Here is a 20,913-nt window from a genome sequence, read left to right as displayed (position 1 = left end):
TATGTACATCACGCACGCCAATTCAATAATCGAAAGCATAAAAAATAATAAAGGGCTTATGTTATACATTTCAAAGACAAGTCCCAAAAGTATAAATATTGAAAAACTAGCTAAAGAACATAAAATTCAAATAATAAAAGTGAATGATCTTGCCAAGATAATTGGCAACAACGATCATAGGGGTTTTGCATTAAAATTAAAAACTTTAAAATCTAACAATACAAAAAAACAAGATAAAAACTTAGAAGAATTCTTAGAAGAATTTCAACATCAAAATAATGTATTTATCTTAATACTTGATGGCATAGAAGATCCCCAAAATTTTGGAGCTATTCTTAGAACATCAGAGCAATTTAACATTGATCTTGTAATTACTAGCCAGAGACGAAGTGCAAAAGATAATGCAACCATCTTGCGCACTAGCTCTGGTGCAAGTCAATATGTTAATAAACTAGTAGTTCCAAACATAAATAACGTAATAAAACATTTAAAAAAAAATGGATTCTGGATATATGCCAGTGATATCAAAGGAAAGGCAATAAACACCACTCCAATAAATGACACTAAAATTGCACTTATTATGGGGAATGAAGGCAAAGGAATACATAAATTAATAAAAGAAAATTCTGACTTTTTAGTAAGAATCCCAACTAAGGGCAAAATAGATTCATTGAATGTATCAGTTTCAACAGGAATTTTAATATTTGAAATAAAAAGACAACTTAATTTGCTTTAACACATTTTTTATAATTAAGCCAACCAATTATCCCAAAAAATTTCTCACTTCAACAGAAGCTAGAAACCCTTCAGCAGCAGCCGTAATAGCTTGTGCATAAAGCTTGTTACTAACATCACCACACGAAAATACTCCCTTAACACTAGTCTTAACAAGGTCTTGAGTAGATATATATCCATCTTCATCTAATTCCAAAAACCCTTTTAAAAAATCCGTATTTGGCTTATAACCAATAGCTATAAATATTCCATCTACACTTAACTTAAAAGTAGAATTGTCCTTACTATTCATAATTTGAATCCCAGATACAACATTATCTCCATTAACTTCTATAGCCTCACAGTTATATAAAATCTCAACATTAGGCAACTTTTCAACATCTCTCCTTAGCATAGCAATAGCTTTCAAACAATCTCTTCTTACAAGAACATATACCTTTTTTAATAATTTGCTTAAATAAATAGCTTCTGAGATTGCTGTATTACCCCCACCAATTACTGCAGCGGTTTTACCTTTAAAAAGATGCCCATCACAAATTGCACACACAGAAATACCTTTATTCCAAAACAAATCTGAATTCTTAAGAGTATTAAGTTTCTTAGGTACCGAGCCTGCTGCAATAATAACAACTCTGCTTTTATAAATATAATTATCAGTAAAGAGATAAAAAATATTATCTCTCTTTTCTATGAATCTTACAGTTTCAAGATACGTGGTAGCACCCAGATTGATTACCTGTTCTTTCATATTTAACATCAATTCTCTTCCATTCACACCATTTTTAAATCCTGGATAATTATACACTTCCGTAGTCGTTGTAAGCTGTCCCCCAGGCTCAGGACCTTCTAAGACAACTGTCTTATACCCACTCATAACAGTATAAATTCCAGCCGTAAGCCCCGCGGGCCCTGAACCAACAATAACCACATCTTCAACAGAATTCATCTCTGTTCTTACAATTCTTTTATTGCTCTTTTTTATATCCAGTGTTTCAAACTTTAACATAAATATCCATTAACTCCATTTAACTTATAAAATGCACTACATCAAATATTTAAATATAACTTCATTCAAATGCCACAAATAAAAAATTTTATGTATTTCTTTTAATGTAAAATCTTATTAAGATTAATCTCTAGAACGCAACATGGAACCATAATTCCAAAATTGCTCAATATGTAAGGCGACACCTCACCAAAGCTACCTAAAATGATATCATTGATTAAAATATCAGCTCCCCTACCATTTATATAAAGAGTTTGACTTGATTCCCTTAACTTAAATTCAATATTTAAATAATAAAAAAGAGATGAAACTAAAGAATTAATCTCATTAAATGAAAACTCCTTATCAGCCATCAGAAAAGCTAAATTATCATAAGTCATAGTACCATCAACACTACTTAAATCCTTTAAAGCTACCTTGCCAATTTCAAAAATCTTATGCGGATAAGGAAAATTTGAACTAATACTCTCAGATTTAAGTAAATCAGGCACTATTGAGCCTCTAACATACTCATAACCCTCTGTCATTGGATTAGCAACACTTAAGAGTTCATCACTCTTAATATTCATCTTCTCAATAAAATCTGTCCTAGAACCTAGATAATTATAAATCATCTCCTGAAATCCCATTCCAATCATTAAATTTTTAATCTTTCTTGAAAACTCTTCTACCTGACTTAGTTTTCCCAAAGTAAAATCTTTGGGAAGCTCTGGTTTAAAACTATCTAATCCCCTACCTATCATTATTTCTTCAATAACATCCACTTCGTGAAGAAAATCATTCCTATAAACAGGAGGAATAATATAAAACTTATCTAACTCCTTAAAGTACGCTGATATCCCTAATTTTTTTAAATCAAGACACATATCATTTACTGTAAAATTGCTACCAAACATCCTATTAACACTCTCAACACTAACCTCTAGAGTATTTTGAAAATAATAAGGACAAATGATTTCCTTCCCAAATGGAGTCTCCTTAGGAAAAATAGTCTTTACTGGTAAAATTTCAAATCCCATATCATGCAAATCACAAGCAACAACTGATAAAGATAATAAAGTAGCCTCTAAATTAGTTCCCGTAACTTCAATAAACAAATCGGTATCACCTACCTTTAAAGCTCCAATATCATGAGAATTGATTACCGGCGGATAAGAGAGCACCTTATCCTTATAATCCAACAATAAAGGATATTCATTAAAATTCTCAAGAATTGATGCATATTCTATTCCCTTAGGATGTCTCTTATTGATCTCTTTAATAGACATTTCAATGTCCATACCTAAAGGAATAAATCTATAATCAGAATTACATGTAACATAACTTACCGGAAACTCAATAGAAGCTGATGAATACATTCCCATTGCCACTCTTTTACGCTTTTGTCCATAATTATGACAAAGCTTTTCTTGCAACTGAATTAAAGTTTCAAGCATTTGCTCATTACAAATCATCCCTTTTGCTAAAAATCCAAAAATAAAAGGCCTAATACTAAATGCTTCAGGACTGACCAAAATTTCACCATAAAATTTTTGCAAATTACCTGCTGTTGAAAAAAACTCAAACGAAGGTAACTGACCAAAAAGATATGTCTTAATTTGACGCGCAAGTCCTGTATAAGACCACAAATCGGGTCTATTTGTATCATTAAATTCAATTTTTATTTTGTCATTACCCGTATAAAATTCACAAATTTCAGCCTTAGCCATTTCAAGCATAGATACAAGCTCACAATCCGTTAAATCTTTTCCTATCTTTCCTAATAAAATACTTCTATAAACTTCAACTTTAGGCATTTACTTTTCCCCGCCTTAATACAACATCACCAATATCATGGGTAAAAAGCTCCCTTAAATCACTTAGACCTAAATGCATTAAAGCCATTCTATCAATACCAATACCCCAAGCAATAACGGGAACATCAATTCCAAAAGGTTTTGTAACCTCTGGTCTGAAAATACCACTCCCGCCTAATTCAAACCAACCAAGCACAGGATGCTTTACATGCACTTCAATTGAAGGCTCTGTAAATGGAAAATAAGCAGGAACATATTTAACCTCAGTAGCACCAGCCAATTCTTTAGCAAAAATTTCAAGAAGACCCAGTAAGGTTTTAATATTAACATCTCCAATAACAATCCCTTCTGTTTGATAAAAATCAGCTCCATGAGTAGCATCAACTTGATCGTATCTAAAACACCTAACAATTCCGAAATATTTACCAGGATTTTTTGCATTAATTAATTGCTTCGCTGAGAGCACTGTACCTTGAGTTCTAAGCACTAATCTTTTTGAAATACTCTCGCTAAAATCATACCTCCAACCTCTTGAACCTGTATTGTAACCATTTTCATGAACAGCCTTAACATTAGAAAAATAAGGCTCGGGCAAAGATAAGAGTGAGCTTGGTTCTTTAATATAATAAACATCTCTCACATCACGTGCAGGATGAAATTGAGGCATAAAAAGAGCATCATTATTAAAAAACTCACTCTCGACTAAAGGACCATCAAATTCTTCAAAACCAAGACTTACAAGTTTATCCTTAACTTTAGAAATATACTCTGAATAAGGATTTGCACGTCCAATAAAGGTTTTACTTGATGAAACATGAATATTATAAGCTCTAAAATTTTTATTCTCATAAGCTTTATTTTTTAAAAGCTCAGGAGTCAACTTTACAATCTCATCACCTGTTAAATTACTCTCTCTAAGTTCAGATTTTACTTCTAATCCAAACTTAGAAAATTCAAATTTTAAGTCTAATTTCTCTATTACTTTAAATAACACATCGCTAGCACCTTTCTTCTTAGAATAATTAGAAATGACTAACAATTCATCTTGGGATAAATCATCTTCTAAGAGATCACCATCTTTAGCTTTTACAAGCAATTCTTTAACTATCTTGTAACTAGCACGATTTAAATCTTTTACAATAATTTCCTTACCCAATCCCAAAGACAAAACCCCCTCTTTAGATAAATTGCCAAATGCCTTACCAGCATCTCTAGCATCAATTTCTAACTCTGATGACAAATTAGTAACTAAAACTGTCTTTCTAGATACAAGACTGATTATTTTCTCTTCAATTAAACCATTATCTAAAGCATCAATACCTTTCTCAGTTAGACGATAAAACACATTAAGCTTTCTAAAAGTTTCTCTAAGAATACCTTTAGAAACAAGCCATTCAATTGTTTTATTTGATTGCCCTTCATTATAAAGCAAGTCAGAAGCAAGCCTTAAAGCAAAAATCTCATCTCCCTCTTTATAATTTAAAATCACTTTTATCTCAAGGGGATGTAATGTCTTTACTACCTCAGATCCATTCTCCACAAAACTATCCTTTAATCATCACTTTTACTAATAATTCCAAGTTCCAAAATAAGCTCAACCTCTCCAACAGATAATTTAGTAGCTCTTGAGATTTCCAAGGCACTCCAACCTTGTCTCATAAGTTTAATGACAGAATTTCTAACTGTTTCGTTATTAAGACCAACATTATCTTTGTATTTAGATTCTGTTTTTACAAGAATTCCAAGAGTTTTAATTCTCTCTTCAGCAGCAATATTTAAATTTTCTAATCTAGTTTCAGATTTTGCAACTTTTTCCCTTATATTTCTAGTATGTTCCAATTTACGATCAATTTCCCCTAGCATTTCTTTAAGAGTTTGAGCATTATTTAGTACTTCTTGTGATAAATCTTTATTTACCAGTAGCTCTGACATAATGCCTTTAAGCTCACCAAGACTCTGCTGAAATCCAGAACTCTCTTTAAATAATACATGCATTCTACTCTCTATTTCATTTATCAAATCAAAATTTTTATCAACAGATTCTAATGTAGACTTTAATAAGCTATCTTTATTACTAATCCTATCATAATTATCCAGAATATTATTTTGTTCTTCTTTTATCTCCTTAAATTTAGTTTTATAAAGCTGCATTTCATCATAAGATTCTGTAAATTTCTTATACCTCTCCTTAAAGGAAGTGTAAAATTCAAGAAATTGAGATAGATCTTTTTTAATTCCCTTAATATCCATTTGATGAATCTTTAAATCATCAAATATCTCAATAATATCTGATGATTTAGCTTTAATATCGCCAATTTCTCTAGTAATACCTTCAAAGTCACCTTTATATCCTTGAACAAGATTTATTTCATTTGCTAAAGTTTCACGTAATTCTTCTAATTTATCCTTGAAATAATAAACTTCTTTAATCAGTATATTATTTTTCTCTAACTCAACTTCAAGTCTCTTGAAATTCTCAAGCTTAGAACTAATAACAGCATAACGACTATCAAGTTCTTCTTTCAAATCAGCCTTGTATACAATTAGATTATCCTTAACTTCATCTATAAAATGATTAAGATCACTATCATAGTTTAATACCTTCAATTTAAGCTGTGATACATTCTCATCAATACCTTCAATCATTAAATTATATTTGTCCTTAAACTCAGATTCTATGCTATTAACTTGAACATTCAAGCCATCCCTTAAAGTTCTTATCTCTTCTTCTGAATAACTTAAACTACTCTTAAGTTCATTCTCAAAAGAAACATACTCCTCTCTTATAGAATTGGCAAAAGAATCATAATTTTCCCTAATTGTTTTCTCAATATTAACTCTATATTCATCCACTTTATCAGAAAGCTTTAAAACCTCATCTTGCATCAATTTTACTTGAGATTCAAAATCACCTTTGTCATTTGAAAACCTATTTACAATATCTCGCTTTTCTTCCTCAAGCCTAGAAATCATTAAATTGAATTCATATTCTAATTTTTCATTAGCCTCAATGATTTTATCTTCAATATCTTTTTGCTGACTTAAAAACTTAATTTCCACTTGTGTTGCAAGCTCTTCAATATGTGAATTTATCTTCTCATTTATAGAACTAATCTTAGAATCCATGAAATTTTCAATATTTAAAACTCTACCCTGAACCTCATCTGAAATATTTTTCAAATTAAGGTAAGATCTATTTTCAAATTCCTTAATATCTGCATGCAAACGCCCAAAAATTTCTTTTGCTCTCTGATTAACACCATCTTTAATAACTTCTAAGCCATTCTCAATAGCCAAAATATCACTCTTAATTTCATTTAAACTTTTCGTTGTAATACCTGCTCTATCTTCAAATTCTTTATAAGTGTGCTCTTGCCAATTTGTCATATCATCTTTAACTTTTAAAAACCAAGAGTCAACATTATTTTGACGATTGTCTACAAGTTGAATAAACTCATCTATTCGATTGGTAACATTAGTTTCCATTGAAACTATCTTACTCTCCGCATCTCTTTTTCTGATGTCAAACTCTTTATTAAATTCCAAGTAAAAATTTTCTTTATTAAGCAAAAGTTCCCGTTCGAATTCAATCTTAAAATTCTTCATAAGGATTTCTTTTTCTTCCAAACTCTTAATTATATCTCTCTCTAAATTCTCAATTCTTTGATCTGAGGATGCCACAAAATTTTCCAAAGAACTTTTTAAAGTATCGCTTCTTTCTCTTAAATCTTTAAAAAAGTCCTCTTCAAGAAGTTTAAGATGAGATGACACATTGTGATAAGAATCCGCTTTAAGCTTTAATACATCTTCCTCAACATTACTCAAACTTAACTTAAGTTTACCAAGATTTTTCAACTGTTCATTAATCTCTCGATCCATCCTTTCACCTGAATGAGAAAGTTCTGCAGTTAGCTCAGAAATACATGTATTTAATCTATTTTCCATATCAAGATGCATATCAGAATATTTGCTATCAAGCTCAGCATATTTACTTTCAATAAGTCCATCAACCAAATTAGTCTTATCGTTTATCTTCTTCTCTACAAGTAAATACTTCTCATCATACTTACCTTCAAGTTCAGCATATTTACTTTCAATAAGTCCATCAACCAAATTAGTCTTATCGTTTATCTTCTTCTCTACAAGTAAATACTTCTCATCATACTTACCTTCAAGTTCAGCATATTTACTTTCAATAAGTCCATCAACCAAATTAGTCTTATCGTCTATCTTCTTCTCTACAAGCAAATACTTCTCATCATACTTACCTTCAAGCTCGGCATATTTCAAATCAAGAGTTTTGTCTAATTCATTATGATATCCGCTAATTTTAGCCTTTAAACCTTTCTCTATCATCTCAAAATCATTTTCAATTGACTTAAGAGCAGATATTTTATCATTAATCCCATGTTCATACTTTTCAATCTCTTCATCAATTGCAGAAATAGCTCTAGTCATATACATATCAAATTGGGCTTTCATTTCTTTTGAAATCTCAGACTTAATAGCATCAAATTGATTATGGATGTTATTACTATCCTCTTGTATTTTCTGTCTTAAATCTTCCTCAAGTTTTAAAATTTCTTTTGACCTTTCCTCGATTATCCCAAAATTACGATCCATCTCGGAAATTTTTGCTCTCAAGTGCTCATCATTATCTGTAAGCACCTTATATATTTCATCTCTAATCTTTGAAATAGCCCCTTCGCTCTCAATAAAAAATGTTGAATATCTCTCTTCAAAATTATTTTCAATAATCTTGAATCTCTCTTTATAAAGCTCATTTAAAAATTCAGATTTATCCTCAATATTATTCTTAAGTTCATTAATCACCCCTATAAACTGTTCTCTTAAATGAAGAAGATCCCTATCTATGGTTTTCTTGTAATCAATTGCCTCTTCTCGCCTAATTTTATACTGATGCTCAATTTCTCTAAACAATTCACCAATTCTTAGCTCTTCTTGTTCTATTATGTTCTTAATTTTAATTTCAAAATTTTCAACTTGATATTTCGAAACATCAAAAGATAATTTAAACTTTTCTAAATTTTCATCCATATTCCTGCTAAGAATATCTATTTTATCTGTCAGCCTTCTATTTACATTTTCAATCTCATATCCTATCTCACTCTCTAATTTATTTGCAAGAGTTTCTGAATATCCTCTAGAATCAGATATGACTTTACTATATTTTTCATTAATTTCTCTATTTAAATCATTAAATCTTGAATTAAGAGAATCAATGGTAATATCAATACTTGCCTGGAATGAAGAAATATCTGTCCTTTTATCCTTAAGCAAACTATCAATTTCCTTAACAAACTCTTCTGACCTTTCTAAAACTGTAGCAAATTTCTTAGATAAACTTTCCTCAAGCTCTTTAGTATCTGCATCAAAATGACTCATAATATTTTTCAAAAGCTCATCTGCATATACATTCCCTTGATTTCTAAATTCATCTATTTTTTCAAGATAATAACTCTCAAGCCCTTCAAAAGTAGTTTTAAGATCCTTAATCTTTAAAGTCATCTCAGAATCAATTGCATTTACATCAATCTGTCCTGACGATAATACGTTCTCAATATTAACTGATATCTCACTTAACTTACCTTGCCAATCATTAAGCTTATTATCTATTTCACTATTAAGGACATCTCTTTTACTTAAAATGTCTTCCGATATTCTATTTAAAAAATTATCTATCTGCCTTTGATTATCTACTTTAATTTCAGAAACTTTTTGCATCCTAGACTCAATAAATCCATCAAGGTCTGATCTAAGATTACTTAAAACATCTTCACATTCAACTTTGAAGTCTTTAAGTCTATAATCAAGTTCTTCTACCTTGCCTTTAATTAACTCTTCTTTATTAGAAAAGTCATTATTAAATCCATTAAGCATCATAATAATTTTGTCGTGAATTATTTCGGCTTGATCATCAATAAATTCCTTAATCCCTGATAAAGTCTCTTCACTGTTCTTATATGACATATCTCTTAATTCTTTATACTTATCTAATACTGAACTTTCAAAATCTTCCGTCTTTGACGAGACATATTCAAGTCTCTCATTAACATCTTTTTCAAAAGACTCGATCTTTGAAGAAGCTGATAAGAGTAATTCTTCACTTGAAATCTTAATATCAAGTAAAGATTTGTTTAAAACAATAAGCTCATCTTTCCAATTAGTATGCATATCCATTGCTTTTTTTTGAATATGTCCTGAGAGTTCATTGAAAATATTCTCACTAAGTTCTTTTCCCTTAGTCCTTTGAGTCTCAATCAAATTTAAAAATTCTTCATTGGTTTTATTTAAATGGAATTTAATATCCTCTAAATTTAGACCTACTTCCCTTTGCCAATGTTCATATTGCAATTTGTTAGCTTCCATTTCCCTAATAAATTTACCTATATCCTCTCCATAATGACTCTTTAAATTAGATACTTCATCATTAATATCAGCGCTTATGCCACTCAACTTGGATTCGAAATCTCTTCTTAAAGTTTCAAAGTCTTGCACTAATAACTCATTTAAAGACCCTATACCTTCCTTTATCTTTTTACTAGTAATTTCAAAATTTTGATAATCATAATCTGACTTTTCAGAGATTTTACTAAACTTTTCATCACATTTAATAGCAAAACTATCAATATCACTCTCAAACTTATCCGCAATATTCTTGTACTTGCTCTCTAGTTGAGTTTCTAATTCACTACTTTTCAAATTCAAAGCTTCTTTTAATGTTTCATACTTTGAATTCACGCTATTATCTAAACATGAATAATCATTAACAAACCTTTCATTCATTTCTTTAAGCTGTGAATATAAGTTACCATCCAACTTGGAAATCCCATCTTGAACATCTGTACTGATATGTGAAAGTCTCAATTCCAATTCATTTCTAATATCATTCATCCTTGAAAATACATTCTCACTAAAACTATCAATATCCCCTTTAACTTTTTCCTTAAATTCAACATATATCCTATTAGAATCATCTTCAAGATCATCAAGCAACGTCTTAACACCACCTTGAACACTCTCTATCCTAGAATTAGCATCCTTTAAACTACTCTCTATCCTTTCTCTTATGCCCTTATCAAATTGATTTATCTTACTATCATATTCTCTATAAATATCACCAACATTAGATTCAACTTGAACCCTAAACTGTTCCAAAATATCTGCAAATCGCTCTTCATACTGCCTCATCTCTTGTCTTATAGTCTCTTCAAGAGAATTCAGCCTAGAATAGGTATTATCTTTAAAAACAGAACCCAGAGAAGAAATTTCATTATCAATTAATACCAATTTGCCTTCAAGTTTATCTCTTATCTGATTAGAACGCTCATCGACATACATAAAGACTTCATCAAATTTTATCTGTAGCTCTTCATTTAATCTAGTTAAAATAAAATCTTCCTTCTCATTAATTTTAGTCTTAGATTGTTCTACAATAAGATCAAGAGAATTTTCTATTGATTTATATTTAGTTTCATATATACTAAAAGAATCTTCCATTGATTTATCATAATTATCTATGCTAGATTCAATTTTAAACAAAAACTCCTTAAACTCATTCTCAAGCTTTTCATTACCCTTATCTAAAATTTCTCTCTTTTTCTCTTCAATCATTACTAAAGATTCTTGATAAGACATAAGATCTCTATCCAGGTTATCCATTCTCACACTAAAGTCTTTAATGGTGTTATCAAACTTATCCCAACTCTCAATCTTGATAGCCTCAAGATTTTCCTTATTTGCTTTATCGAATTTTTCAAAAACTGTATTTAATCTAGAATCAATAGAATCAATCTGAGTATTAAAATTCTTTAAGGTTTTTGAAAGTTTATCTACTATTTTCCCATCCACTTGAAGTCGTTGTATATTATCTTGTACTTTAAGAGCCATGTCATCTAGATCTTTAAGCATAGAATCATGATAGGCAATTTTCTTTTCAACTTCTGCAAAATCACTACTTTTATTTTTAATCTTTTGCTGAACTTCATCTATTTTTTTTATGATCTCTATACTAGAACGTTGATACGCTTCCATATCAACAGCAAGATTACTTATCTCTTTTGTCTTCTCATCAATAAAATCCTCAAGGTTATCCTTAGCAATATCAATAAATTTTTTAATCTTATCTAAAGCCCTTGAACGTCTGTCATACTGCCTATAAATAAATAAAATCACTAAAACCAATAAAAGATTAACCAAAATGGTTACAAAATCTATCATAAAATATTTTACCCACACTCTATATATTTAAAAGTATATATCTTTGCAAGTCTTTATAATTACTAAAAATAAAATCACACTTCATACCTTCAAGAAATCTTCTCTTAGAAAGATAAGCTGTTCTCATACACACGCCACTAGCACCCAAAATATCATATTCATAAGAATTGCCAACATACAAAATATGATTACTATCTATACCCAGTTCATCTACAATCCTTAAAAAAGCTATCTTATTTGGTTTTAAATAGCCGGTATCCTCTGATGAATAAAGAACATCCCAAAAACTATCCTCAATTCTTAACAAATTACTAACACGAGTTGCAATCGGAAAATCAGACATCACTCCTAATTTTATTCCCTTAGATTTAAGAGAATAAATCAAATCACGAACACCAAAATACGGTTTGAGATTTCTAAATTTATTACTAAAAGATTCACTATAATATATTTTATTTAATAAAAATTCACACCGATTCTTATTAAAACCCAGATAATTAGCAAGCATTTCAACCTGCATAGAAATCAACTCATCTCTACTAGAAGGAACGCTTCTCCCACTTTGTAAAAGTCTTATTTCCTTTCTTACCTTTTTAAAAGCTAAAAAAAATTTAATATTTTTTAAAAATTCAGGAAACATTACTAAATTAATACCTATTTCAGGATAAAGAGTCCCATCAAGATCAAACACTACGGCTTTTATCATAAAATCTAATTATTTATCCTTCCTGGTATTGAGACTATAGATACATTCTTTGGAACTTTAACCTTAACTAAATGAATATATGAATTTGGATATCTACCTCTAAGTGATTTAATTGAAGTTTCATCATTAATTTCCATTAAAGATACTCTAAAAATAGATTCTCTATCAATAAATGGAAATAACACAACAACATGTTTATGAAAAACCTTTCCTGGAAATCCTTTAATTGTCGTATTAATAGAGCCAAAATACATATGACCAGGCTCCTTTACAGCTAAATAATACAAAATAAACTCTAAATTATCAATCTCATATCCACGATTTTCAACATATTTAAGAAAACCAACACTATTTACATCCGATTCCTTAACCCTAGACAAATCCAAAGCAGCATGAATATTTTTAAGCTTATAGGCAATATTACGAGTCCAATCAAGTCCAAAGAATGGATCCCTACTAAATTCATAGTACTTCGTAAAACTATTACCTCTAATTCCAATATGCTTAACTTTAAGATCTTCTATTTTTAAAAGCTTTCCTGTCATTGCCCTATAAATTGAATCTGCTACCCATTTGCCAAATCCAGAACAATTAAATCCTATAGGTTCTCTTTGAGGCTCACCCGTCTTAATATATACCATCTCACCCAGTTCATTCATTGCACCATCATGCATTTCAAACATTAAAGGAGAAGACTTTAAAAAGGTTCTAAGACTATCAACAATATTATAAACATTATCATAAGCTTCAAGATATTTAGGATTAAAAAGCTCAAAATCAATAAAAGAACTAATATATCTAGATATTTCTATAAAAGAACCAGTAGCAATATCACTAATTTTAAAAGGCAATTTAATATCTTTATAGATTAAAGTATTAATTAAATAAAAATCAGCACTGGAATGAACATCACCTGCTTTTATTCTAATAAAAGTATCTGCTCTATTAAGGAAAAATATTTTTACCTGTTCAATTCCATATCTTCCAACTTTAATAACATAAGAGCCTGGAAAAATGTAAGACACACCATTTTTTCGATTAAAAAAAGAATAGTAAGCATAATCCCCCAATACTGAATTTGATACTTCAACATAATAATTATCTTCAATATAATATTTTTGAGGTTTTATCTTAAAAAAAGTATTACTTGAATTAAAGTATTTTGCATAATTTGCTCTAACACTAAAATCATAGAAAGAATTCTCAAATGCAAAGAGATTTAGATTCCCAACTATCAAAAATAAAAATATGTATCTCACTTTAAGTCTCTTGTCTTTTCTCTCAGTTCTATTAAAATTGGAACATTATAATAACCAATTTTACGAATATTATTTACTAAATAATTATAATAAGAATTTGGAAAATTAGTTATTTTATTCGCAAATAAAATAAACTTAACAGGATTAACACTAATCTGAGTCATATATTTAACTTTATGTGAAGCATTCAAATGATAATCCTTAATCCATAAACTTAACATCTTATTCAAATCAGAAGTATTCATTTTAAGTTCAAGTTGTTTTTTTAATTTAATTGCTTCTTTAAAAAGATTATCTACCCCTACTTTTTTATGAACAGATATCCTTAATACAGGAGAAAAACTTAAAACTGGGAAAAAAAATTTAACACGACTCTTTAAAGCCTCAAAATAACCGCTCTTTGAATCTACAAGATCCCACTTGGTAAACACAATAATAATCCCTTTACCTCGCTTAGTTGCATAATGTGCAATTTTCTTATCTTGAGCCGTCAATTCTTCCTTAACATCAACTAACAAAAAGATAATATCTACCATATCAATTACTCTTAAAGCTCTACTTACAGAATAATGTTCAACAAGTTCATTTACTCTCGCTCTCCGCCTTATTCCAGCCGTATCAATAAGCTCAAATGTTTTACCATTCCTTTGAAATCTTGCTTTAATAAAATCCCTTGTAGTTCCAGCCATCGGAGACACGATTGAAACCTCATCTCCAGCTAAAAAATTAATAAGAGTCGATTTGCCTGAATTTGGCTTTCCTATAATGCCAATTTTAACATCAATATTATCATCAGTTGCCAATTTGCCCACTGAGTTTTTTAAAAAAAGTCTTAAGTTATTAATTCCCTTTCCATGAGTAGCACTAACTAAAAAGCTCTTCTTAAAGCCCAACTTTTGAAATTCATAAGTCAAAACTTCCTTATGATTACTATCTATTTTATTTAATACCAAAACTATCTTATCACTATATTTTCTTAACCTCTCAATAAGCTCATAATCTTCTGATACCATTTCATTTACATCTAAAACAAGTAAGATTAAATCAATGCTATCAAGCAAGCTTATAACCTTATTAACCACAATCCTACTAAGTTCATCTCTTAAGAGGGTAAATCCACCAGCATCAATCAAATAAAACTTATAAGAATCTACTGTGCAAACCTCTTTTACTAAATCCCTAGTAACCCCATAAACCTCATCAGTAATACTTCTATTCGAGCTTAAAAGCTTATTAAACAAAGTAGACTTTCCAACATTTGGCCTGCCAGCAATAAGAACACTTTTAAAATTTTGAACTTTAGAATTAATCAAAGCTAACCTGCCTCTTTCTTTATGTAGGTATTTCTATTATAATATCAAATATTACAGCTTTATGCCAATTATAAACGGATGCTTAATTGATAAGAAAAAAAAGGAATAGTAAACGAAAAAAAAGTAGATTTAATCAAATAGATATATTTTTAATATTATTTGCAATATTCCTAACAGGGCTGTGCTTATTACTCATAATTCAAAATTCACTAATTAAAAATATATTCAATGAACAAGTTGACAATAATGACAATTTTGAATTTAGTCAATCAAAACCTAATAAAATAGAAGCAAGACTAGATAATACAAAAAATGAAACTATGAAAATACTTAGTAATGAAAATTTTTTAATCAAGCCACCTGAAATACAGAAGATTGAAGAAGAATTTAAATATCAAGAACAAAAACACTTAAAAAACAAAAAAGAAGTTAAGCTATATTTTATAAAAGTAACTGCTGAGGGACATTTTTTAAAACAAGGGATTAAGAGAACTATTCAATATGATAAAAATATTCTTAAAGAAACATTAAAAGCACTAATTAACGGTCCGAATGAATATGAACTTAAAAATAATTTCTTAAGTCTAATTCCTATCAATACCAAAGTATTAAACTTAAGTATAAGTGATGGAATTGCTCACATAAATTTATCTAAAGAGTTTTATGAAAATAGCTTTGGAGTAGAAGGAACAATCAATCAGATAAAGCAAATTATTTCAACATGTCTTGAAATTCAAGGCATCAATGGAATAACCTTAAAAATTGAAAACAATCCAATAATACTTGAAGATTTAAATTTAAACTTTTCAGGAATTCTAGATAACACAAAACTCGCAAAATATTAAAAATTAATATCACCAATAAGTGCAAGAGATTGCGCAAGATTTATTGAGCTATCTTTAACAACTAAAAACATAAATTCTTGATTTCCCTTCCGTCCCTTGGTTGTAAGTTTTAATATATTTTTAATTTGTAAGTTATTATCATAAAATTTTCTAATTACCTTCTCTAATATCTCGCTTAAATACCTATTTTCAACTATACCATTAAACTCTTTTATATCTAAATGTAATCCTTTAAGCTCAAATTGGGGCTTAACAAGAGCAACGATAAGCTTATCAGAAAGTTTATCAATTAAATTTGTACATATACTTACAACAGATCTAAAAGAGACATCAATAACAGCTAAATTAGGTTGCATGTCAAATTGTTTAATATCAAAAATATTAGTCTTTTCAAAAACTCTAACCCTTGGGTCAACTCTTAGCTTATAAGAGAGTTGATTAAATCCAACATCAACTGCATAGACTAACTTTGCACCTTTTTGCAAAAGACAATCCGTAAAACCACCTGTTGAAGCACCAACATCAATGCAAATTTTATCTTTAACTGTAATTTTAAATGTTTCTAAAGATTCAAAAAGTTTAAATCCCCCTCTTGAAACAAACTGTCTAGATTTATCCTCTACTAAATCTATTTTACTATTTCTTAACAGCAAAACCTTAGGATTTCTTTCTTTGTGAGAATTGACATATATCCTGCCAGTCAAAATCAGAACTCTGAGTTCTTCTCTTGTTAAACTTGGATAAGTTTTACAAAGCACATTTAATAAACTATTTCTGTATTCTTTCAATTTTCAGAGCACGTCCCGTCTTTAAATGAGAAGTAATAACAACTCCCTGTATAATCACATCCTCTTCAACGGTTTCTGTTCGTAAAGCTACATATTCAAGTAATCCTTTAAGAGAAATTTCAGGATTAAACCCTATTACAGAGTTCAAACTACCAGTCATTCCAAGATCACTAATATAAGCAGTTCCCTTATCCAAAATCCTCTCATCTTGTGTCATTATATGTGTATGTGTACCAACAACCCCCGTTACCAATCCATTTAAAAAATATCCAAAGCTTTCTTTCTCATAATTACTCTCAGCGTGAAAATCAACAAAAATAGTCTTAGCCTTATTCCTAATCATGTTTACAACTTTTTTTATATTTTCAAAAGGATTTTTAACAATGAAAGTCATTCCTAAAAATCCCTGAATGTTTATAACAGCAACCTTTTCACCCTTAACATTTAAAATACAATATCCATGTCCTTCAAGTAGATCTGAAAAATTATTTGGTCTTAAAATATACTCTTGTTTATCCAAATATTCTCTTATACTACTTTCCGCATAAACATGATTACCCGTAGTAATAACATTTACACCTGCCTTAAAAAGATTTTCCGCTATCTCTGGAGTAATTCCAAAACCACCTGAGGAATTCTCTCCATTAACAATTGTCAAATCTATATTGTACTTCTCTTTAAGGCTCTTAAGATTAAAAAAAATCTTTTTAAGTCCCCCATCACCTATGATATCTCCAATTATCAACGCTCTAATAACATCATTATCTTGCATACTCAATAACTCTAGTCTCACGAATAATAGTAACTTTTATTTTACCAGGATACCTCATCTCAATTTCTATTTTCTTTGCAATATCTCTTGCAAGCATAGTAGCTTTCTCATCATTAACCAATAAATTATCAACAATGATTCTAACTTCACGACCCGCCTGAATTGCATAACATTTTTGAACACCCTCAAATCCATACGCAATCTCTTCAAGTCTCTTAAGTCTACTTATGTAATTATTTAAACTCTCACGTCTTGCACCAGGACGAGATGCGGAAATAGCATCAGCTATTTGAACAATGATAGCCTCAAAACTTTCAGGCTTTATTTCATTATGATGTGCAGCAATAGCATTGACAACAATATCGCTCTCTCCACAACTCTGAGCAAGCTCAGCACCTGTAATAGCATGTCCCTCACTATTCTCAGAAATACTCTCCATGCCCTTTCCAATATCATGTAAAAGACATGCCCTTTTAACAACAACAGGATCTAATTTCATCTCTTTAGCTAAAATTTCTCCGATTATTGCTGTTTCTTTTGAATGACTTAAAACGTTCTGACCATAACTGCTTCTAAAATAAAGCCTTCCAAGACCTCTAATCAGTCTTTTATCAAATCCATGTATATTTAAATCAAATACTGCCTTCTCGCCTTCCTCAAGAATAATATTATTGATCTCATTAGTAACACTATAAACAATCTCTTCAATTCTTGCAGGATGAATTCTCCCGTCTGCAACAAGTCTTTCAAGAGTCCTTTTAGCTATTTCTTTTCTTACTGGATCAAAACAAGATATAACAACAGCCTCAGGAGTATCATCAATAATAATATCTGCACCTATTAATGTTTCAAGAACTCTAATATTACGTCCTTCTTTTCCAATGATTCTACCTTTCATCTCATCATTAGGCAGTTCAACAGAAGTAACTGTAAACTCAGAGCTGACCTCTGTTACTATGCGTTGCATAGTAGAAACCAATATATCTTTAGCCACCTTATCCGCTAAAAGTTGAGCCTCTTGCTCACTTTTATTAATAATTACCTGAACATCTCTTTTAGATTCATTTTCAACCCTTTCAATTACAATCTTTCTTGCTTCTTCTTTTGTAAGACCGGCAATATTTTCTAACTTTTTAACAAGAGATAATTCCTTATCTCGTATAATTTTTTCTTTTTGCTCAAATTCCTTAAGCTTAAAATCAATCCTACTCTGCTGCTTATCAAGAGCTGATATTCTCTTATCTAAAGTCTCTTCTCTTTGTAATAATCTTCTCTCTAAATTAAAAACTTCATTTTTTCGTTCTCTTATTTCCCTATCTTGCTGATTTTTCTCTTTAAGCATTTGAGCTTTTGTATGTGAAATAACTCGTTTTCTCTCATTTTCTATCTCTAAGATTGCCTCTTCTTGTACCTTCTTTAGCTTTTTATCTAAATTTAATAAAGAAAATTTACCTAAAATAATCCTTATTACAAAACCTAATACAATACCTAAAATACCAGCAAGAATAGAAGAAAAAGTAATATATGACATACAATTTACCCCCTATTCCACCAAACCAATTAAATATAAATCCTTTAGAAGAAGGACATATTTAATATGTAAGACTATTACTTTTCTTCTAAGGTTTTATCAACTAGTTCAAGAATTGCCATCTCAGCTGCATCTCCATACCTTCGTCCTAGCTTAATAACCCTAACATAACCACCCTTTCTTTCTTTAAAGATAGGGGAAATTTTAGTAAATAATTTATTAAGAATAAATTTATCATGTATAAATTTTGACACTTCTCTCCTATTATGCACGCTATCAATTTTAGCTCTTGTAATTAACTTCTCCGCAAATCTCTTAACTTCACGCAACTTTGCCTTAGTAGAAGTTATTTTTTCATGCTTAAAAAGAGAAATTACCATATTTTTCAAAAGCGCCTTTCTATGACTTGATTTCCTATTTAACCTATTAAATCCTACCTTAGTCTTCATATAAAAATGGTCTCCCTTCTAATGAGATATTTTATCGTTTTTATTCAATATTTTTAAAGCTTCTGTCTTAGACATTCCCAAAAATAATCCATAAACACTAAGTTTTTCAACTATTTCCTCTAAACTTTTATTTCCAAAGTTTCTTGCCTTTGAAAGTTCCTCTGAACTCTTGCTAATAAGCTCTCCTAAAGTCTTAACATTTTCCTTGGTTAAACAATTAAGAGATCTAACAGATAAATTTAATTTCTCAATATTTATGTTAAGTATATCAGAATCTCTAAATTCAGAATCATCAACAGAATGTACAACTTTATCTTCAAAATTAACCAATGGAAGTAAAAACTCCCTTATTATAGACGCCGCCTTTTTAATTGCATCCTTAGCACTAATTACACCTGTTGTCCAGATCTCCATAACAAGCTTATCATAATCAGATCTCTGTCCAACTCTAGTATCTTCAACAGAATATGTCACCTTTTCTATTGGAGAGAATATAGAATCAAGTGCAATGGTATTAACTTCTTCTAAATACTTAGCATTATGTTCAGAAGAAACATACCCTCTTCCATAATCAACTTGAAATTCAAAATCCAAATTCGCCTCACTTGAAAGCGTAGCAATAACTAAATCTTTATTACAAACCTCAACACCTTCTCTTTCAAGATGAACTGCCTTTAAAACATTAGTATCTTTCCCATTAACAGAAACACTTATTGTCGCACTCTTAACTCCCTCATCTAACTTTAAATGAATATTTTTAATATTAGCAATTACTTCAAGAGTATCTTCTACAACACCAGGTATTAAATCAAATTCACTTGAAACAATCTTTAAAGATCCACCTTGATTAGACTGAATTCTCATAGCAGAAATAGCATATCCTTCAATAGAAGATAGCAAAACTCGTCTTAAAGTATTACCAATAGTAACACCAAAACCTTTCTCAAAAGGATATATTATAAATTTTCCATAAGAGCCATCATCCTCTCCCCTTAAAAACTCAATCCTATCAGGTATAGTAAAATCTTTTAAAAGTTTTCCTAAAGACATCAATAGCTCCTCCAACTAAACTCGTCTAGTTTTCTTAGGTCTACACCCATTATGCGGTATTGGAGTAACATCTGAGATTGATTTAACAATGATACCTGTTGATCCAACAGCTCGTATGGCAGACTCTCTACCAATTCCTGGACCTTTAACAAAAACATGAACATAATTAATACCAAAATCCTTAACCTTGCCTAAAGCCGCTTCTGCAGTCATCTGAGCAGCATAAGGGGTTGATTTTTTAGCACCCTTAAAGCCCATTCCACCTGCGCTTGCCCAAGCTAAAGTATTTCCCCTTATGTCTGATACAGTCACGATTGTATTATTAAAAGTAGCCTGTATATAAACATTGCCTTCGCCAATACTTCTTTTTACCTTTTTTTTATTAGTTGATACTTTTGCACTCAAGCTTCTCCCTCCTCCAT

The 20,913-nt window shown here is 30.0% G+C and carries 15 protein-coding genes; 2 read left to right on the top strand and 13 right to left on the bottom strand.

The genetic code is table 11. The annotated features are described in order from the left end of the window. The first annotated feature begins 1 nt into the window (after window position 1). Window positions 2-736: a 23S rRNA (guanosine(2251)-2'-O)-methyltransferase RlmB gene (rlmB, locus tag bhYOR_RS02590; RefSeq protein WP_025399836.1), complete on the top strand. Its 735-nt coding sequence runs from the start codon at window positions 2-4 to the stop codon at window positions 734-736. Window positions 737-763: 27 nt separating this feature from the next. On the opposite strand, the gene trxB is transcribed toward rlmB, so the two are convergent. From trxB to der, 7 genes are all read right to left on the bottom strand, one after another. After that, on the bottom strand, window positions 764-1,741 hold the full coding sequence (gene trxB / locus bhYOR_RS02585; RefSeq protein ID WP_247088182.1) for a thioredoxin-disulfide reductase: 978 nt from the start codon (window positions 1,739-1,741) through the stop codon (window positions 764-766). Window positions 1,742-1,842: 101 nt separating this feature from the next. Beyond that, a complete protein-coding gene (pheT, locus tag bhYOR_RS02580; protein WP_025434064.1) occupies window positions 1,843-3,537 on the bottom strand; it encodes a phenylalanine--tRNA ligase subunit beta in 1,695 nt (564 codons plus the stop codon). Then, the gene (pheS, locus tag bhYOR_RS02575; RefSeq protein WP_025434063.1) at window positions 3,530-5,077 is read right to left on the bottom strand and encodes a phenylalanine--tRNA ligase subunit alpha; all 1,548 of its coding nucleotides are present in this window, start codon (window positions 5,075-5,077) and stop codon (window positions 3,530-3,532) included. The genes pheT and pheS overlap by 8 nt, the downstream gene beginning before the upstream one ends. Window positions 5,078-5,088: 11 nt before the next feature. Further along, a complete protein-coding gene (locus tag bhYOR_RS02570) occupies window positions 5,089-11,778 on the bottom strand; it encodes a SpiroCoCo family coiled-coil protein (protein WP_025434062.1) in 6,690 nt (2,229 codons plus the stop codon). A gap of 19 nt (window positions 11,779-11,797) precedes the next feature. Further along, window positions 11,798-12,484, bottom strand: a complete 687-nt coding sequence (locus tag bhYOR_RS02565; RefSeq protein WP_025399831.1) for an HAD family hydrolase — start codon at window positions 12,482-12,484, stop codon at window positions 11,798-11,800. A 5-nt stretch (window positions 12,485-12,489) separates the two neighbouring features. After that, window positions 12,490-13,743, bottom strand: coding sequence for a hypothetical protein (locus bhYOR_RS02560; RefSeq protein WP_025399830.1), 1,254 nt, complete (start codon window positions 13,741-13,743; stop codon window positions 12,490-12,492). Then, window positions 13,740-15,056, bottom strand: a complete 1,317-nt coding sequence (gene der / locus bhYOR_RS02555) for a ribosome biogenesis GTPase Der (RefSeq protein ID WP_025399829.1) — start codon at window positions 15,054-15,056, stop codon at window positions 13,740-13,742. The genes bhYOR_RS02560 and der overlap by 4 nt, the downstream gene beginning before the upstream one ends. Before the next feature lie 86 nt (window positions 15,057-15,142). Between der and bhYOR_RS02550 the strand changes: the two genes are divergently transcribed. Beyond that, complete coding sequence (locus bhYOR_RS02550) at window positions 15,143-15,901, top strand: GerMN domain-containing protein (protein WP_025399828.1); 759 nt, start codon at window positions 15,143-15,145, stop codon at window positions 15,899-15,901. Here the strand turns inward: bhYOR_RS02550 and bhYOR_RS02545 are convergent. The 6 genes from bhYOR_RS02545 to rpsK form a co-directional block, all read right to left on the bottom strand. Next, window positions 15,898-16,689 (bottom strand): TlyA family RNA methyltransferase, encoded by a 792-nt coding sequence (locus tag bhYOR_RS02545; RefSeq protein WP_025399827.1) that lies wholly within the window; start codon window positions 16,687-16,689, stop codon window positions 15,898-15,900. The two genes, bhYOR_RS02550 and bhYOR_RS02545, sit on opposite strands and share 4 nt — an antisense overlap. After that, on the bottom strand, window positions 16,670-17,461 hold the full coding sequence (locus bhYOR_RS02540) for a TIGR00282 family metallophosphoesterase (RefSeq protein WP_025399826.1): 792 nt from the start codon (window positions 17,459-17,461) through the stop codon (window positions 16,670-16,672). The genes bhYOR_RS02545 and bhYOR_RS02540 overlap by 20 nt, the downstream gene beginning before the upstream one ends. Next, a complete protein-coding gene (gene rny, locus bhYOR_RS02535) occupies window positions 17,451-18,992 on the bottom strand; it encodes a ribonuclease Y (protein ID WP_025399825.1) in 1,542 nt (513 codons plus the stop codon). The genes bhYOR_RS02540 and rny overlap by 11 nt, the downstream gene beginning before the upstream one ends. Before the next feature lie 77 nt (window positions 18,993-19,069). Continuing rightward, window positions 19,070-19,441 (bottom strand): 50S ribosomal protein L17, encoded by a 372-nt coding sequence (gene rplQ / locus bhYOR_RS02530; RefSeq protein WP_025434061.1) that lies wholly within the window; start codon window positions 19,439-19,441, stop codon window positions 19,070-19,072. Between the two features lie 18 nt (window positions 19,442-19,459). Further along, window positions 19,460-20,491: a DNA-directed RNA polymerase subunit alpha gene (locus tag bhYOR_RS02525; protein WP_025434060.1), complete on the bottom strand. Its 1,032-nt coding sequence runs from the start codon at window positions 20,489-20,491 to the stop codon at window positions 19,460-19,462. Window positions 20,492-20,506: 15 nt separating this feature from the next. Beyond that, complete coding sequence (rpsK, locus tag bhYOR_RS02520) at window positions 20,507-20,896, bottom strand: 30S ribosomal protein S11 (protein ID WP_012422262.1); 390 nt, start codon at window positions 20,894-20,896, stop codon at window positions 20,507-20,509. Between the last annotated feature and the right edge of the window lie 17 nt (window positions 20,897-20,913).

Origin of the sequence: Borrelia nietonii YOR, from assembly GCF_023035795.1 — a bacterium.
GTDB lineage: Bacteria > Spirochaetota > Spirochaetia > Borreliales > Borreliaceae > Borrelia > Borrelia hermsii.
Note: the sequence above shows the minus strand (reverse complement) of the source record. Positions and strands in the feature narration are given on the sequence as shown.

Bases quoted from the DNA above. Each gene is read 5' to 3' on its own strand.
- rlmB (WP_025399836.1), top strand. From the start codon at position 2: ATGTACATCACGCACGCCAATTCAATAATCGAAAGCATAAAAAATAAT.
- trxB (WP_247088182.1), bottom strand. From the start codon at position 1,741: ATGTTAAAGTTTGAAACACTGGATATAAAAAAGAGCAATAAAAGAATT.
- pheT (WP_025434064.1), bottom strand. From the start codon at position 3,537: ATGCCTAAAGTTGAAGTTTATAGAAGTATTTTATTAGGAAAGATAGGA.
- bhYOR_RS02570 (WP_025434062.1), bottom strand. From the start codon at position 11,778: ATGATAGATTTTGTAACCATTTTGGTTAATCTTTTATTGGTTTTAGTG.
- bhYOR_RS02565 (WP_025399831.1), bottom strand. From the start codon at position 12,484: ATGATAAAAGCCGTAGTGTTTGATCTTGATGGGACTCTTTATCCTGAA.
- bhYOR_RS02540 (WP_025399826.1), bottom strand. From the start codon at position 17,461: ATGCAAGATAATGATGTTATTAGAGCGTTGATAATTGGAGATATCATA.
- rny (WP_025399825.1), bottom strand. From the start codon at position 18,992: ATGTCATATATTACTTTTTCTTCTATTCTTGCTGGTATTTTAGGTATT.
- rplQ (WP_025434061.1), bottom strand. From the start codon at position 19,441: ATGAAGACTAAGGTAGGATTTAATAGGTTAAATAGGAAATCAAGTCAT.
- bhYOR_RS02525 (WP_025434060.1), bottom strand. From the start codon at position 20,491: ATGTCTTTAGGAAAACTTTTAAAAGATTTTACTATACCTGATAGGATT.